This window comes from Candidatus Kosakonia sp. 282A-S69 (assembly GCF_029433855.1).
In the GTDB taxonomy this organism is placed as follows: Bacteria; Pseudomonadota; Gammaproteobacteria; order Enterobacterales; family Enterobacteriaceae; genus Kosakonia; species Kosakonia cowanii_A.
This window is the reverse complement of the sequence record NZ_JAROAU010000003.1, coordinates 1393904-1408020: the sequence shown is the minus strand read 5'-3', so window position 1 is coordinate 1408020 and position 14117 is coordinate 1393904. Positions and strand designations below refer to the sequence as shown.

12 protein-coding genes are annotated in these 14117 nt (G+C 56.4%); 7 read left to right on the top strand and 5 right to left on the bottom strand.

The features are described from left to right. Positions 1–506 precede the first annotated feature (506 nt). The 5 genes from PU683_RS12335 (at position 507) to gap (ending at position 4117) form a co-directional block, all read left to right on the top strand. Positions 507–689, top strand: coding sequence for a con-10 family general stress protein (locus PU683_RS12335; protein WP_277171849.1), 183 nt, complete (start codon positions 507–509; stop codon positions 687–689). A gap of 102 nt (positions 690–791) precedes the next feature. Then, positions 792–1289 (top strand): YciE/YciF ferroxidase family protein, encoded by a 498-nt coding sequence (locus PU683_RS12330; protein WP_034812573.1) that lies wholly within the window; start codon positions 792–794, stop codon positions 1287–1289. Between the two features lie 389 nt (positions 1290–1678). Continuing rightward, positions 1679–1933: a hypothetical protein gene (locus PU683_RS12325; protein WP_277171846.1), complete on the top strand. Its 255-nt coding sequence runs from the start codon at positions 1679–1681 to the stop codon at positions 1931–1933. A 114-nt stretch (positions 1934–2047) separates the two neighbouring features. Beyond that, positions 2048–3028, top strand: coding sequence for a GlxA family transcriptional regulator (locus PU683_RS12320; RefSeq protein WP_277171844.1), 981 nt, complete (start codon positions 2048–2050; stop codon positions 3026–3028). A 78-nt stretch (positions 3029–3106) separates the two neighbouring features. Beyond that, complete coding sequence (gene gap / locus PU683_RS12315; RefSeq protein WP_277171842.1) at positions 3107–4117, top strand: type I glyceraldehyde-3-phosphate dehydrogenase; 1011 nt, start codon at positions 3107–3109, stop codon at positions 4115–4117. A 303-nt stretch (positions 4118–4420) separates the two neighbouring features. Here gap and adhP read toward each other — a convergent pair whose 3' ends face one another. Further along, positions 4421–5452, bottom strand: coding sequence for an alcohol dehydrogenase AdhP (adhP, locus tag PU683_RS12310; RefSeq protein ID WP_277171841.1), 1032 nt, complete (start codon positions 5450–5452; stop codon positions 4421–4423). Positions 5453–5478: 26 nt separating this feature from the next. Next, a complete protein-coding gene (exaC, locus tag PU683_RS12305; protein WP_277171839.1) occupies positions 5479–6999 on the bottom strand; it encodes an acetaldehyde dehydrogenase ExaC in 1521 nt (506 codons plus the stop codon). Positions 7000–7270: 271 nt separating this feature from the next. Between exaC and PU683_RS12300 the strand changes: the two genes are divergently transcribed. Continuing rightward, positions 7271–9034 carry a sigma-54-dependent Fis family transcriptional regulator gene (locus PU683_RS12300; protein WP_277171837.1) on the top strand — a complete coding sequence of 588 codons (1764 nt, stop codon included), beginning with the start codon at positions 7271–7273 and terminating at the stop codon, positions 9032–9034. A gap of 24 nt (positions 9035–9058) precedes the next feature. On the opposite strand, the gene PU683_RS12295 is transcribed toward PU683_RS12300, so the two are convergent. Next, a complete protein-coding gene (locus PU683_RS12295) occupies positions 9059–9796 on the bottom strand; it encodes a S1 family peptidase (RefSeq protein ID WP_277171835.1) in 738 nt (245 codons plus the stop codon). A gap of 437 nt (positions 9797–10233) precedes the next feature. On the opposite strand from PU683_RS12295, the gene uilS reads away from it, so the two are divergent. Next, entirely contained in the window at positions 10234–11094 is an 861-nt protein-coding gene (gene uilS, locus PU683_RS12290; RefSeq protein WP_277171833.1) for a UilS family quorum-quenching N-acyl-homoserine lactonase, read from the top strand. Positions 11095–11132: 38 nt separating this feature from the next. Here uilS and mqo read toward each other — a convergent pair whose 3' ends face one another. Next, positions 11133–12779, bottom strand: coding sequence for a malate dehydrogenase (quinone) (gene mqo, locus PU683_RS12285; RefSeq protein WP_277171831.1), 1647 nt, complete (start codon positions 12777–12779; stop codon positions 11133–11135). A gap of 261 nt (positions 12780–13040) precedes the next feature. Then, complete coding sequence (locus tag PU683_RS12280) at positions 13041–13955, bottom strand: N-acetylmuramic acid 6-phosphate etherase (protein WP_277171829.1); 915 nt, start codon at positions 13953–13955, stop codon at positions 13041–13043. Between the last annotated feature and the right edge of the window lie 162 nt (positions 13956–14117).

The window sequence follows — 14117 nt, the reverse complement described above, 5'->3', positions numbered from 1 at the left end:
CTGTACGTCCACTCCCGGTGCAATCGACGCCTATCTGAGCGCGTTTCGTCGCACCTGTTCGGGTGGCGTATCGGTTATTAAGGTTTAAACGTAGACCCTGCCGCCCCGCTGAGCCAAACGGTCACGATATATTTCTCCGTAAGCCTAAGATTTTTCTCAAAACCATAAGAAAAAATGATATATACGCCCCTTTCGAACGTAAATTTTTGTCAAAAAAAGCGCAGCGCAAGAATGTTTTGTGACAATCAATGGCAATAGTTTCGCAGGTTATTATTTTATTTACCGTTTATTTCATGCTAAGTCGTTTATTTTAAAGATGCCTTTCAAATGACCGTTTCGCTTCATTAAAATATATCGTCTTAACCGATATTATATTTCTGTTAATTCCCGCCCCTTGCTTGCCGTTTGACTATTCCTGAAGCGGGTCTAAATTTAATGACGAACGCCGGCGACACTGCTTAAAAATAAGTGTCGTTTAACTGAAACAACGAAACAGGAGAAATATTATGGCTGAACATCGTGGTGGCTCAGGTAATTTCGCCGAAGATCGTGAAAAGGCATCAGAAGCAGGCCGCAAAGGCGGTCAACAGAGCGGTGGTAATTTTAAAAATGATCCACAGCGCGCTTCCGAAGCGGGTAAAAAAGGCGGCCAGAATAGCCACAGCGGCGGCCGTAAATCCGGCAATTAATTATATTGCTGTGATGGGATATCACCGCTTTGAAATTAAAGACTAATAACTGGCGAGCCAGCGATGGCTCGCTATTTTTAACGCTATTATTGGGTGGATATTATGCAGATTAATACGCTTAACGACCTTTTTATTCACGGTTTATCTGACATTTACAGCGCCGAGAAACAGCTGGCCCGCGCACTGACCAAAATGGCGCGTGAAGCCTCCAACGCTGAACTGGTTCAGGCATTCAAACAGCATCTCGAAGAGACCCACGGTCAGATTGAACGTATCGACATGCTGCTGGAAGCGGAAGCCAACGTTAAGCTGAAACGCATGAAGTGTCATGCAATGGAAGGTCTGGTTGAAGAAGCGAACGAAGTGATCGAAGCGAGCGAAAAAGGCACGCTGCGCGATGCGGGTCTGATTGCTGCGGCACAAAAAGTGGAGCATTACGAAATTGCCTCTTACGGTACGCTCTGCACGCTGGCAAAACAGTTGGGCTATAAAAAAGCGGCTGAGCTGCTGGCGCAAACGCTGGAAGAGGAGAAAAATACCGATAATCTCCTGACTAAAATCGCCACCAGCAAAATTAACCAGAAAGCGGAAGTGGAATAACTCCCCGCTTCGCTGTGGCTGATAATTGCTTTTAATGACAGCGGTTTAATCCGCAACACATTTAAATGCATTATCAGCCTAAAAAGAGTATGCGCACACCAAGGTAAACCGTACGGTAAAAGTCAGAGGGGCAATCTTATGTTATTAGCGGTCGCTTAGTCGTCCTTATAAGCGCGGTTAATAATATGAGAATGGCCTAATGCCTTGATGCAGAACTTTGATTAGCCGTACTGATGCATTCTGCGAGCACGGTGTGCAGTCGCGGTACAAATCTAAACTGGCGTGGTCACTGTGACCCACCCCTGGAACATATTGCGGTAATGTCGGCACGCCGATTCGCGAGACCCCTCGCCTGCAGATGTGCTGCCATCACCGATAAGGAACAAGATATGCAACAGAACCTGAAACGTGTAAGGAATGTCCGTGTTAATTCGCGCACCAGCGCCGATCTCGGCTGGCAGGTGCAGGATGAGTTTGAACGTACTCGCCTGGAAAAACCCTTCGTACCGGTACAGGTGGCCAGCAATGAAGAGGCTCTGCCGCAGCCGCACCGTGAATCGAAACTCGATCCGCTTCAGCAGTATCTCGTCGCACGGATGGCGAATCGCAAGCAGGTGCAGGAGCTGGCTGAACAACATGAGTAACAGAGGGTAAAGACCCTCCCCTATGTGCCTTGCCTGACTTGCCCGGCCTTCATGAGCCGGGCGTTTTTCTGGTTTCCTGTTGACTTCTTTTGTTATCAGCGTACTTTTCAGGACATGAAAACGTTCCTGATTATTGTGCCCGATGGCGGCATGCTGTTTGAATCCGCCGGTATCGCCGACATTCTGATGCAGGCTAATCGCCTGCACCCGGACGGCGCTTCACACCCCCGCTACACCCTGCGCATTGCCACGACCCAACCTCACCCGGTGATCCATGGTCAGTCCGGGTTGAACCTGTTAGCCGACCATCGGCTGCCGGAGATCGATCCGCGCCAGCGCTGGGACACCATCATGATCACCGGGCGCGGTAACGACGAGGAGGAAGGGACGGCGGTAGTGGACTGGCTGCGTCTTGCCGCCCCACACGCACGCCGTGTGGTCTCGATCTGCGGCGGCGCGATGCTGCTGGCACAGGCGGGCCTGCTGAATGGCCGCCGCGCGACAACGCACTGGCGACTTCTGGAGACGATGCAGCGTTGCTATCCCGCCATCACGGTCGAGAGCGGCCCGCTCTATATTCAGGATGGCTCGATCTGGACTTCCGGCGGTGTCAGCTCCGGGTTCGATCTCACCCTTGCGCTGGTGGAGGAGGATTACGGGTTTACCCTCGCCCGCGATGTGGCGCAAGATCTGGTGATGTATCTGCGCCGCCCCGGCGGTCAGTTGCAGTTCAGCCGTTACCATCTGCAACACGCTGAGAGCAGCGGGCCAATCAGCACTCTGCAAAGCTGGATTTTGCAAAACCTCGCGGCGGATTTAAGCGTTGAGGCGCTGGCCGCACAGGTGGCGATGAGCCCGCGCAACTTTACCCGCGTCTTTACCCGCGAAACCGGCATCTCTCCGGCGCGCTATGTTGCCGAGGCGCGCCTTGCCGCCGCGCGCGACAGGCTCGAGCAGAGCCGCGACACCCTTGAGCGCATCGCCCTGCTGACCGGCTTTGGCAGCAGCATTAACCTGCGCCGCACCTTTGAGCGCCAGTTACACCTCACCCCCGGCGAATATCGCCAACGCTTCCATCGCCGCACTTTGGCGTAAAGTGATCCTTTTTTGTCATTTACGCCAAAACTGGCCAGGCCTACAGTGAATGCAGACCCCGAATGGAAGGAGAGCATCATGGTTAAGGTTGGCATTAATGGTTTTGGCCGTATCGGCCGCAACGTCTTACGCGCAGCGCTGGGCAATACAGAGGTTGAGATTGTGGCGATTAACGATCTCACCGACAGTAAAACCCTCGCGCACCTGCTCAAGTACGACTCGCTTTCCGGCACCCTGCCGGTGTCGGTCGAGGCGGGCGAAGGCGAACTGTTAGTTGATGGCAAAGCGATCCGCGTGTTTAGCGAGCGCGACCCGGCGTCGATCCCGTGGCGCGAAGTAGGCGCAGAGATTGTGATTGAAGCGACCGGCTTTTTTACCGACCGTGAGAAAGCGGCTGTGCATATCAGCAGCGGCGGCGCAAAACGGGTGATTATCTCCGCGCCGGGTAAAAACGAAGATTTAACCCTTGTGCTCGGCGTGAACGACGGGCAGTACGATCCGCAAAAGCATCATGTGGTGAGCAACGGCAGCTGCACCACCAACGGCCTGGCTCCCGCAGCCCTGGTGCTGCATCAGCACTTCGGCATTGAGCATGGCCTGATGAACACCACCCATGCCTACACCAACAGCCAGGCACTGCACGACCAGCCGGAGAAAGATCTGCGCGGCGCGCGCGCGGCAGCCCTCTCAATTGTTCCCTACTCCAGCGGCGCGGCAAAAGCGCTGGGTAAAGTGATCCCGGCACTCGAGGGGCGCCTGACCGGTTACTCGCTGCGCGTGCCGGTGCCGGTGGTGTCGATAGTTGACCTGACCGTGACGCTGAAGCGCGATGTGACGGCAGATGAGGTGAATAATGCCTTCCGCGAAGCCGCAGCCGCCGGGCCGCTCAAAGGAATTCTCGGTTATAGCGATGAGCCGCTGGTCTCCAGCGATTATCAGGGCGATGCGCGCTCATCGATTATCGACGGGCTGTCGACGCTGGTGATTGGCGGCAATATGGTGAAAATCCTCGCCTGGTACGATAACGAGTGGGGATTCTCCAACCGCCTGGTGGAGCTCGCAGCCCTGATGGCAAAACGCGGGCTGTAAGCGGATTGCCGGATGGCGGCTTCGCCTTATCCGGCCTACGAAACCGCTCCGACCTCGTAGGCCGGATAAGCGGTACGCGCCATCCGGCATTGTCCCCGCCACACCACCGCCGGATGGCGGCTACGCCTTATCCGGCCTACGAACCCCATCTTGCTGAAACGGAGTAGGCCGGATAAGCGTGTAACGCGCCATCCGGCAAATTCCGCGGCACCCATTGCCTGATGGCGGCTTCGCCTTATCCGGCCTACGAAACCGCTCCGACCTCGTAGACCGGATAAGCGTTCTGGCGCCATCCGGCTAGTTTTACAACGCCATATCCACCACGATACGGCCGGTGATTTTCCCGGCGCGCATGCGATCAAAAATGTCGTTGATGTTCTCCAGCGGCTCCACGGCGATCTCGGCATGCACCTTGTTGCGCCCGGCAAAATCGAGCGCCTCCTGCAGATCTTTGCGCGTGCCGACAATCGACCCGCGTACCGTGGTGCCATCCAGCACCATATTGAAGATGGAGAGATCGAACGTTCCCGGCGGCAGACCGTTCAGCACCATTGTGCCGCCGCGGCGCATCATGGTAGTGGCCTGCGCGAAGGCCTTCGGCGACACCGCGGTGACCAGTACGCCGTGCGCGCCGCCAAACTCCTCATGAAAACGGCTGCCGGGATCTTCGTTAAGCGCATTGACCACCACCGAAGCGCCAAGGCGGCGGGCAAACTCGAGTTTCTCATCGTCAATATCGACCGCCGCGACATTCATCCCCATCGCCACCGCATACTGAATGGCTAAGTGCCCCAGGCCGCCAATCCCGGAGATCACCACCCACTGCCCGGCGCGGGCCTCGGTCATCTTCAGCCCTTTATAGACCGTTACCCCTGCGCAGAGAATCGGCGCGATTTCGTTAAAGCCGACATTATCCGGCAGAATGCCGACATAGTTAGCATCTGCCAGGCAATATTCGGCGAAGCTGCCGTTAACCGAATATCCGGAGTTCTGCTGGCCATGGCACAACGTCTCCCAGCCGCCGAGGCAGTGTTCGCAGTGCCCGCAGGCGGAGTAGAGCCACGGCACACCGACGCGATCGCCCTCTTTGATGTGCGTAACGCCCGCGCCCACTGCAACGACATGGCCGACACCTTCATGGCCCGGAATAAATGGCGGGTTGGGTTTTACCGGCCAGTCCCCTTCCGCAGCGTGCAGATCGGTATGGCACACCCCGGTGGCGGCGATTTTGACCAGGATTTTGCCGGGCGCCACTGCGGGCACCATCACCTCTTCAATGACTAATGGTTGACCAAACGCCTTCACGACGGCGGCCTTCATGCTTTTCAGCTGCATTCTCACACCCTCATGCTGATGGATAATCAATAGAGACCCAGCGGTGAACCGCTGTAGCTCACCAGCAGGTTTTTGATCTGCTGATAGTGACTGAGCGCCAGTTTGTGGGTTTCACGCCCTACGCCCGAGTTTTTGTAACCGCCGAACGCTGCGTGCGCCGGGTAGAGGTGATAGCAGTTAGTCCATACGCGGCCCGCTTTGATGGCGCGCCCCATACGCCATGCGCGGTTAATATCCAGCGTCCACAGCCCGGCACCCAGGCCATATTCCGTGTCGTTAGCGATTTGCAGCGCTTCGGCTTCATCTTTAAAGGTGGTAATACCGATGACCGGGCCGAAGATCTCCTCCTGGAAACAGCGCATTTTGTTGTGACCTTTGATGAGCGTTGGCTGAATGTAGTAGCCCTTTTCCAGCTTGTCGCCGTGCTCCAGGTGCGCACCGCCGGCGATGATTTCGCCCCCCTCTTCACGGGCAATGTTGATATAGGAGAGTATTTTGTCGTACTGCTCCTGCGAGGCCTGCGCGCCGATCATGGTCTCGGTGTCGAACGGGTCGCCTTTACGGATGTTCTCCATGCGGGCAATCACTTTTTCAATAAACTGCGGGTAGATGGACTCCTGCACCAGCACGCGCGACGGACAGGTGCAGACTTCGCCCTGGTTGAAGAAGCCGAGTACTACGCCCTCGATCGCTTTATCGATATACTCGGCGTCACCGTTCAGCACATCTTCAAAGTAGATATTAGGGGATTTACCGCCCAGTTCGACGGTGCTGGGGATGATGTTTTCAGCCGCGCAGGCCAGGATATGGCGGCCAATCGGCGTTGACCCGGTAAAAGCAATCTTCTCGATGCGCTTACTGCGTGCCAGCGGCTCGCCCGCTTCCATACCGAAACCGTGCACCACATTCAGCACCCCTTTCGGCAGCAGATCGCCAATCACCTCCATCAGCACGCAGATCCCCAGCGGCGTCTGCTCAGCGGGTTTCAGCACCACGCAGTTACCGGCGGCCAGCGCGGGCGCCAGCTTCCAGGCGGCCATCAGGATCGGAAAGTTCCACGGAATAATCTGCCCGACCACGCCAAGCGGTTCATAGATATGGTACGCGACGGTATGACTGTCGATCTCTGCCGCCGTCCCCTCCTGGGCGCGGACACAACCGGCAAAGTAGCGGAAGTGATCGACAGCGAGGGGAATATCGGCACCCAGCGTTTCGCGAATGGGTTTGCCGTTGTCCCAGGTTTCCGTTAATGCCAGCAGCTCAAGGTTGGCTTCAATACGATCGGCAATTTTCAGCAGCACATTGGCGCGATCCTGCACGCTGGTTTTGCCCCAGCTCTCCGCAGCGGCATGGGCGGCGTCGAGCGCTTTTTCAATATCTTCCGCCCCGGAGCGCGGGAACTCGGCAATCACCTCTCCGGTCACCGGCGAGGTATTCGTAAACCAGCGGCCCTCGATCGGATCGACAAATTCGCCGCCAATATAGTTGCCATAACGCGGCTTGTAAGAGACTTTCGCGCCATCAAGGCCAGGGTGCAGATATTTCATAAGATGTTCCTCGTTATTATCGGTACAGAAGAGGCGTCTCACAGCGAGGTGGACAGCAGCATATAAGCAGTTCTTATGCCAACTCCTGAGTCAGTCGATAACAACGAAAAAATCCCAATAAAATCAGTCACTAATAAAAATACTTTAAGGACAAAGAAAAGTGCGGTGACAAAAAAACGTGATGGCGATTACGGGAAGTGTGTTGCACGTCGCTACATACGCGACACTCATGTGATACACAATTGCAACATTTCAATTATCGGAGAGTAACATGCCATCTCGCGCCCGATCGTTGTCACCCACCTCACATGAGGTCAGCCTGCCGTATCAACTCGAAGATTCCTGGCAGCGCAGTTCGCGGTATGGATTAACCCGGGATGATGACGTGCAGCCCTGGGTGGCCTCCTCTCTGCTCAATGACGCCCGCGCCGAGAATGGCTGGGTGAATCACCTTGTCGCCCCGCTGCTGGCGCGTCTGCGCCCACAACTCTCCAGCCACCCGTCAATTCTGGTGTTGTCCGATGCCACCGGCCTGGTGCTGGAGACCTACGGGAATAGCGACTTTTTGCATAAAGCGCAGCGCTTTGCCCTCTCGCCGGGCCATTTGTGGGGCGAACACGCACGCGGCACCAATGCCATCGGTACCGCGCTTGCGTTACAACGTCACTGCGAAGTCTCCGGCGGCGAACACTTTCTGAGCCGCAATGCCGGGCTGTTCTGCTCCGCGGCGCCGGTGTTCCGCCCCGATGGTCAGATTGCCGGCGTACTGGATCTCTCTACCCCGGCACAGACCCCGCGTCGCGATGCTTCGGCGCTTATCCGCCGCGCGGTGTGCCAGATTGAACATAGCTGGGCCAGCAGCGCGCTCGGCGCAGATCGCTGGTTATTAAGCCTGCACCATGACCGGTCGGTGCTCGGCAGCGCGCAGGAGCTACTGCTCATTTTTGAAGACAATACCCTGCTCGGCGCAAACCGGCTGGCGATGGAGGAGTTTTCACTTACCGCCAATCACTTTGGCGCGATGGAGATCGCCACCCTCTTTCCGGGATTCACGGCACAAGCCGGTGAGTGCGCCCTCGAATCGAGCCTGGCGCGGCACTACTACGCACGCCAGACCCCACCCGCCCGCCGCTACAGCGCGCCGCGCACGGTCTGTCAGCCCGATCACCTGGCGCGTGAGAAGGAGAAAGCGCTGCGTATCGTTAATGCCGGTATCGCCCTGTGCATTACCGGTGAAACGGGCTGCGGCAAGGAGCATCTGGCGCGTGAGCTTTTCCAGCGCAGCCAGTGGCATGAGGGGCAATTTGTCGCCATCAACTGTGCGGCGCTGCCGGAGCCTCTGATTGAGTCAGAACTCTTCGGCTATGTGCCCGGCGCCTTTACCGGCGCGAATCCAAAGGGGTATATCGGTAAGTGCCGCGAAGCCGATGGCGGCGTGCTGTTCCTTGATGAGATTGGCGATATGCCGCTGGCACTACAAACCCGCTTGCTGCGGGTTTTACAGGAGAAGCGCGTAACGCCGCTCGGGGCCAACAGCAGCGTGGAGGTCAACTTCACGCTGATTTGCGCCACCCACCAGGATCTCGCCGCGCGAGTGCAGGCCGGCAGCTTCCGCGAGGATCTGCTCTATCGCATTCAGGAGTTTCACCTGCCGATCCCGCCGCTGCGCGCATGGCCGCACCTGAGAGCCTTTATTGAAAAATTGTGGCATGAACTGGGCGCGGCCCGCCGTGGGCTGACGCTCAGCGATGAGGTGCTCGCTACGCTGGCCCGTCGGCCCTGGCCTGGCAATGTGCGTCAATTGCTGAGCCAGCTGCGTGTGCTGATGGCGCTGGCGGAAGATGGCGATCGCATTACACTTGCGGATCTGCCGGGCGAACCGGCACCCGCCGTAAAAGAGCTGGCTGCGACACAGATCGATGCCAGGCAGGCGATTGCCGATGCGCAGGGCAATATCAGCCTGGCGGCGAAGAAGCTGGGTATTTCGCGCAGCACACTCTACCGGCGGCTGGAGAAGGAGCAGCCAGGCCGCTAAGCAGCAGGCCTGGCTGTTTCTGCGCTACCCGGCAACGGTGGCGTTGATCCAGTCCGCATAGTAGCTGACGCGCGTGAACTGCTGTGCAGGCAGGATCAGATCCCGCGAGACAATACCGACAACGTAACGGCTACCGTTGTAGTCCGCAAACAGCGGGCCGCCGGAGTCCCCCCCTGCGGTGGCATAACCGGCACAGATATGCATCTGCGGCTCGAAATAGGTTGGCGGATAGAACTGCGGGACATCAATACACTGGCTATCCGGCAGCACGCTTAAATGCCCTTTAAAGAGCACGTTCGGTTTCAGCCCATCTTCATTAACGCCAAAACCAACACCGGTGAGCGGAATATCCGTGAGCGCCGCCGGTGGCTCATCACCCGCGTTATTTCCGGCAAGCAGCGCAAAATCGGTGCTGGTGGTTTCACGAGCCAGTTTAATTAAGGCGATATCATATTTAGCCGTGCCCTCCATCGTCGAGGTATCGTATGAGGGGTGCACAACAACTTTCTCAATCGGCACGCTCTCTTTTATTTTTAGCGGCTGGTAACTTTCCGCGCCAATTAAAATATTGTCTTTGGTTAAATCAAATATTGTGGCGCAGTGGGCGGCGGTTAATACCCAGCGGGCGTTAACCAATACCCCTCCGCAGCGATGCCCGGCGAGCGTCGAGTCGGTATTGATCGTAATAAACTCAGGAAATTCGCCGGGTTGCGCCGGTGTGCCGTTGACAATCCTGACCATACGGTCACTGGCTGAAGACATATTTATGCTGCTGAAGGATAAAAGCGCGGCGGCAACGCAAAACGCTACTCTATTTTTTAGGGTCACTTTTCTTTCTCCTGATAGGGCTGACGCTCACGCAGGGCAGCAATAATCGCCGCCTTTTTGAAAAAGCGTGATTCTGTTAACCGGTCAAAGTGATGATTTAAACTGCGCGAAATATATAAAGCAAGGCGCGGGAAGTAAACAGAGACACTTTTCCTCTTGTTGCGATTATTCTCAATACACGTTTCGCGCAGGGCGCAGGAAATGATTTACGCCTGAGCATAACCTCTTCGTCGTAAAAATAGGCCGACATGGCCAACCCGGTTATCTCTTCATTGAGGTGTGGCGGGACACAACGCGGGCGAGTAAGATGGCCCTGCACTGTTAAGCGTTTGATTATTCAGACAAATGATAAAAAGGAAATCATAAGTTATATGGATACTTCAACTTACTCGCTCGCCAATGGTATCGCCCTCACCCTGCGGACTCCCGCCGGAGAAGGCCCTCATCCTGTCGTGGTGTTGTGTCACGGCTTTTGCGGCATCCAGTCGATCCTGCTACCGGCTTTCGCTGAGGCCTTCACCCGAGCCGGTTTTGCTACGGTAACTTTTGATTATCGCGGCTTCGGTGATAGCGCCGGGGAGCGCGGGCGCCTGGTACCTGCTATGCAGATCGAAGATATTCTGTCAGTTGTGGCGTGGGTCGCCGGGCAGCCCGCCCTCGATGCCGGGCGCATCGGGTTGTGGGGCACCTCCTTTGGCGGTTGCCACGTCTTCGCCGCCGCCGCGCAGGACGCGCGTATAAAATGCGTGGTCAGCCAGCTGGCATTTGCCGACGGCGAGGCGATCGTTACCGGCCATATGAATGAGGGCGAAAAGCGCGCCTTTATCGACACGCTGGAGAAGATGGCTCAGAAGCAGCTGGCGACCGGCAAAGAGATGATGGTGGCGATCACACGTGTGCTTTCCGATGCCGAATCGAAGGCGTTCTTTGAGGAGAACCGCATCCGCTTTCCGCAGATGGATATCAAAATCCCCTTTTTGACGGTTCGTGAAACGCTGAATTACCACCCCGCTGAGTGGGCGGCACAGGTGACCTGCCCGACGCTGGTGGTGATTGCGGCGGAAGATCGCGTTAATCCACCTGAGCAAGGCCGGGCGCTGTTTGCGGCGGTGGGTGCAGCAGAAAAAGCGCTGCACGAAGAGGCCGGTGCGCGCCATTACGATATTTACAGTGGAGATGCGTTTGAGCGCGTGAGCGCAGTGCAGACCGCGTGGTTTGCCCGCCATCTGTAGCACATAAAAAAAGGCGCACCGCGGTGCGCCTCTCTTATTTACAGCGCCATATCATGCTGTGGCGCGTTTTCGCTCTTCGGCGCAGCCGGCGTTGCGGCCTGCGCATCTTTCATGTCGATAACCGGCGGTTTGGTCAGCTCCAGCGCGGCGGCGGTGTCATCCCACACCTGCTGCGTCAGTGCGACGTTGCCGTTCAGATGCTGACCGAAGCTCGGAACAACCTCTTTGATCTTGCTCTGCCACTCCGGCGAGTTGAACTGCTCCGGGAACATCTTCTTGATGACGTTCAGGGCAATGGGGGCAGCGGTAGAGGCACCCGGCGATGCACCTAACAGCGCAGAGAGGGTTTTCGGCTGATCGACCACCACTTCGGTGCCCAGCTTCAGCACGCCGCCTTTATCTTCATCTTTCTTGATGATCTGTACGCGCTGACCGGCCTGGATCAGTTTCCAGTCCTCTTTACGCGCCTGCGGGTAGTACTCTTTCAGCGCTTCAAAGCGGTCGTCGTCGCTCAGCATCACCTGACCCATCAGGTACTTCACCAGGTCAAAGTTATCCAGACCCACGTGGGTCATCGGCATAAAGTTGCTGGTGGTAGTGGTGCTCAGCAGATCAAAGAAGGAGCCGTTCTTCAGGAACTTGGTCGAGAAGGTCGCGAATGGCCCGAAAAGCACCACGCGCTTACCGTCAATGACGCGCGCATCGATGTGCGGAACCGACATCGGCGGTGCGCCCACGGAAGCCTGGCCATACACTTTCTGACGGTGAATGTTAGTAATCGCCGGGTTTTCGGTCATCAGGAAGGAGCCGCCCACCGGGAAGCCCGCATAGTTGTCCGCTTCCGGAATACCGGTTTTTTGCAGCAGCTTCAGCGCGCCGCCGCCGGCACCGATAAAGACATATTTCGCATCGATGGTGTGCTCATCGCCGCTTTTCACATCTTTGATCGTCACATGCCAGGAGTTATCGGCATTACGTTTGAAATCGGTCACTTCAGACGACGTTTGCAGCGAGAAGTTTTTGCTCTTTTTCAGGCTACCGATCAACTGGCGGGTAATTTCGCCATAGTTCACATCGGTGCCGACCGGGGTCCAGGTAGCAGCCACTTTTTGCTGCGGATCGCGCCCTTCCATCACCAGCGGTGCCCACTGCTTAATTTGTTGGTGATCGGTGGAGAATTTCATTCCCTGGAATAACGTGGTTTGCTGCAGCGCGGCATAACGTTTCGCCAGATAATCCACATTATCGCCCCAGACAAAACTCATATGCGGCGTGGAATTAATAAAGGAGTGCGGGTTGGTTAAAATACCGCGCTTCACCTGTGTGGACCAGAACTGGCGGGAAATCATAAATTGTTCATTAATTTCCAGCGCTTTGGTGACATCAATAGAGCCGTCTGCACGCTGTGGCGTGTAGTTCAGTTCCATATTTGCCGAGTGGCCGGTACCGGCATTATTCCAGCCGTTTGATGACTCAAGCGCAACGCCATCAAGTTTCTCAACCATCACCTGTTTCCACTCCGGTTGCAGGGTCTGCAGCCAGGTGCCCAGGGAGGCGCTCATGATACCGCCGCCAATCAGCAGGAAGTCGGTTTTTTGATTCTCTTCCGCCCATGCACTGGTCGCTGAACTGACGAGCATCGCGACAGCGCTGAAGGCAATAAGTGTTTTTTTCATTGCAGGCATAATTATTCGGTTAGATAACAGCAAGTGATTCGTGGTGACGCATATTAACGTATTTTTACGTTAATTTAAAATATCATTCACAAAATAGAATAATTTTGTTTTTATTTTCTCTTTGCTTTTTTTAATTAAAAAAAGTAGTGGCGTACTCTGTGTGGATTTATTTTGACGGGAATTTATCTTAAGGCGAAAAATAAAATTTAGCGTATTTCAATTAAATGGAAAAATAAATAACGGCCGCACGCAGCGGCCGAATGGGCATTATCAGGCATCAGCCCGTTCACTTTTCGCTCCGGCGATGGCGAGGCGCAAATGGCGGTGATTTTCAGCCAGCAGAACCTGCGCCCGCGAGGCACTTACGCCCGTAAGCAGCATTAAAATGGCGGCGCGACACTCATTATTCGCCTGCGCCAGCGCACGTTTCGCCGCTTCACGCGTACAGTGACTCGCCGCCATAACCACGGCGATTTGCCGTTCAGCCCAGTGCAGGTTCACCGGGGCGACGTCAACGCGCAGATTTCCGTAAACCCGCCCGCAACGAATGGCCAGACCGGTGGAAAACATGGCGAGGATCTGCTGCTGCGCCAGCTGCGCTTTCGGCTCGCTCAAGCCGCTGACCGCTTCGGCACCCGTATCGGGCGCAATGACAAGATCCGCATACTGGGACGCCTCGCACACCTGTGCACGGGTGATCAGCACAACGCGTGCACCGGCGCGACATGCCTGATGCAGCACGCCACCGATCCACGGCGTGTTACCGCTTAGGGAGAGCGCCACCAGCATATCGCGCGCGGTTACCCCCAGCGCCTGCAGATCGTCGCTGCCGCAGGCGTAGTCACCTGCTGCGCGATCCTGCTGCGTTTTCCCCGACCGCGCGCCGCCGGCCATTATCGCCAGCAGCCCGTGCTGGCTATCCGGCGCGAACGCCTCGACGGCTTGCACTGCCGCCCGCCCTGACGCTCCCGCCCCGGCAAGCACCACTCTTCCCCCCTGATTAAGCGCCGCGCTGGCGTTATCAACCAGCCGGGCGATCGCTGGCAGGCAGGCGGTGACCGCCTGCGTGACCTCTTCACTCTCCTGATGGATAAGCGTCAGCATATCCAGCGTGGCGAGGCGGTCGATTTCACCCGTGCGGCGATTACGACGCGCCTCCATTGAACCGTTTGGCTTACTGCTCATACCCTGCTCCTTGTTAAAGGTTCCACACACACTATAAGGGTATTTGCGCTTCTCGCTTGCGAGGAGGGTCACGCTTCCCGGCGCGGCTCTTTTTCCTCTTTTATCACGCGCCTTTATGAATTGCCGCCCATCGGCGATAATAGCATTTCACAGTTTAATGAT

Coding starts and splice junctions, on each gene's coding strand:
- PU683_RS12335 (WP_277171849.1), top strand. CDS start 507: ATGGCTGAACATCGTGGTGGCTCAGGTAATTTCGCCGAAGATCGTGAA.
- PU683_RS12330 (WP_034812573.1), top strand. CDS start 792: ATGCAGATTAATACGCTTAACGACCTTTTTATTCACGGTTTATCTGAC.
- PU683_RS12325 (WP_277171846.1), top strand. CDS start 1,679: ATGCAACAGAACCTGAAACGTGTAAGGAATGTCCGTGTTAATTCGCGC.
- PU683_RS12320 (WP_277171844.1), top strand. CDS start 2,048: ATGAAAACGTTCCTGATTATTGTGCCCGATGGCGGCATGCTGTTTGAA.
- gap (WP_277171842.1), top strand. CDS start 3,107: ATGGTTAAGGTTGGCATTAATGGTTTTGGCCGTATCGGCCGCAACGTC.
- adhP (WP_277171841.1), bottom strand. CDS start 5,452: ATGCAGCTGAAAAGCATGAAGGCCGCCGTCGTGAAGGCGTTTGGTCAA.
- exaC (WP_277171839.1), bottom strand. CDS start 6,999: ATGAAATATCTGCACCCTGGCCTTGATGGCGCGAAAGTCTCTTACAAG.
- PU683_RS12300 (WP_277171837.1), top strand. CDS start 7,271: ATGCCATCTCGCGCCCGATCGTTGTCACCCACCTCACATGAGGTCAGC.
- PU683_RS12295 (WP_277171835.1), bottom strand. CDS start 9,796: ATGTCTTCAGCCAGTGACCGTATGGTCAGGATTGTCAACGGCACACCG.
- uilS (WP_277171833.1), top strand. CDS start 10,234: ATGGATACTTCAACTTACTCGCTCGCCAATGGTATCGCCCTCACCCTG.
- mqo (WP_277171831.1), bottom strand. CDS start 12,779: ATGCCTGCAATGAAAAAAACACTTATTGCCTTCAGCGCTGTCGCGATG.
- PU683_RS12280 (WP_277171829.1), bottom strand. CDS start 13,955: ATGAGCAGTAAGCCAAACGGTTCAATGGAGGCGCGTCGTAATCGCCGC.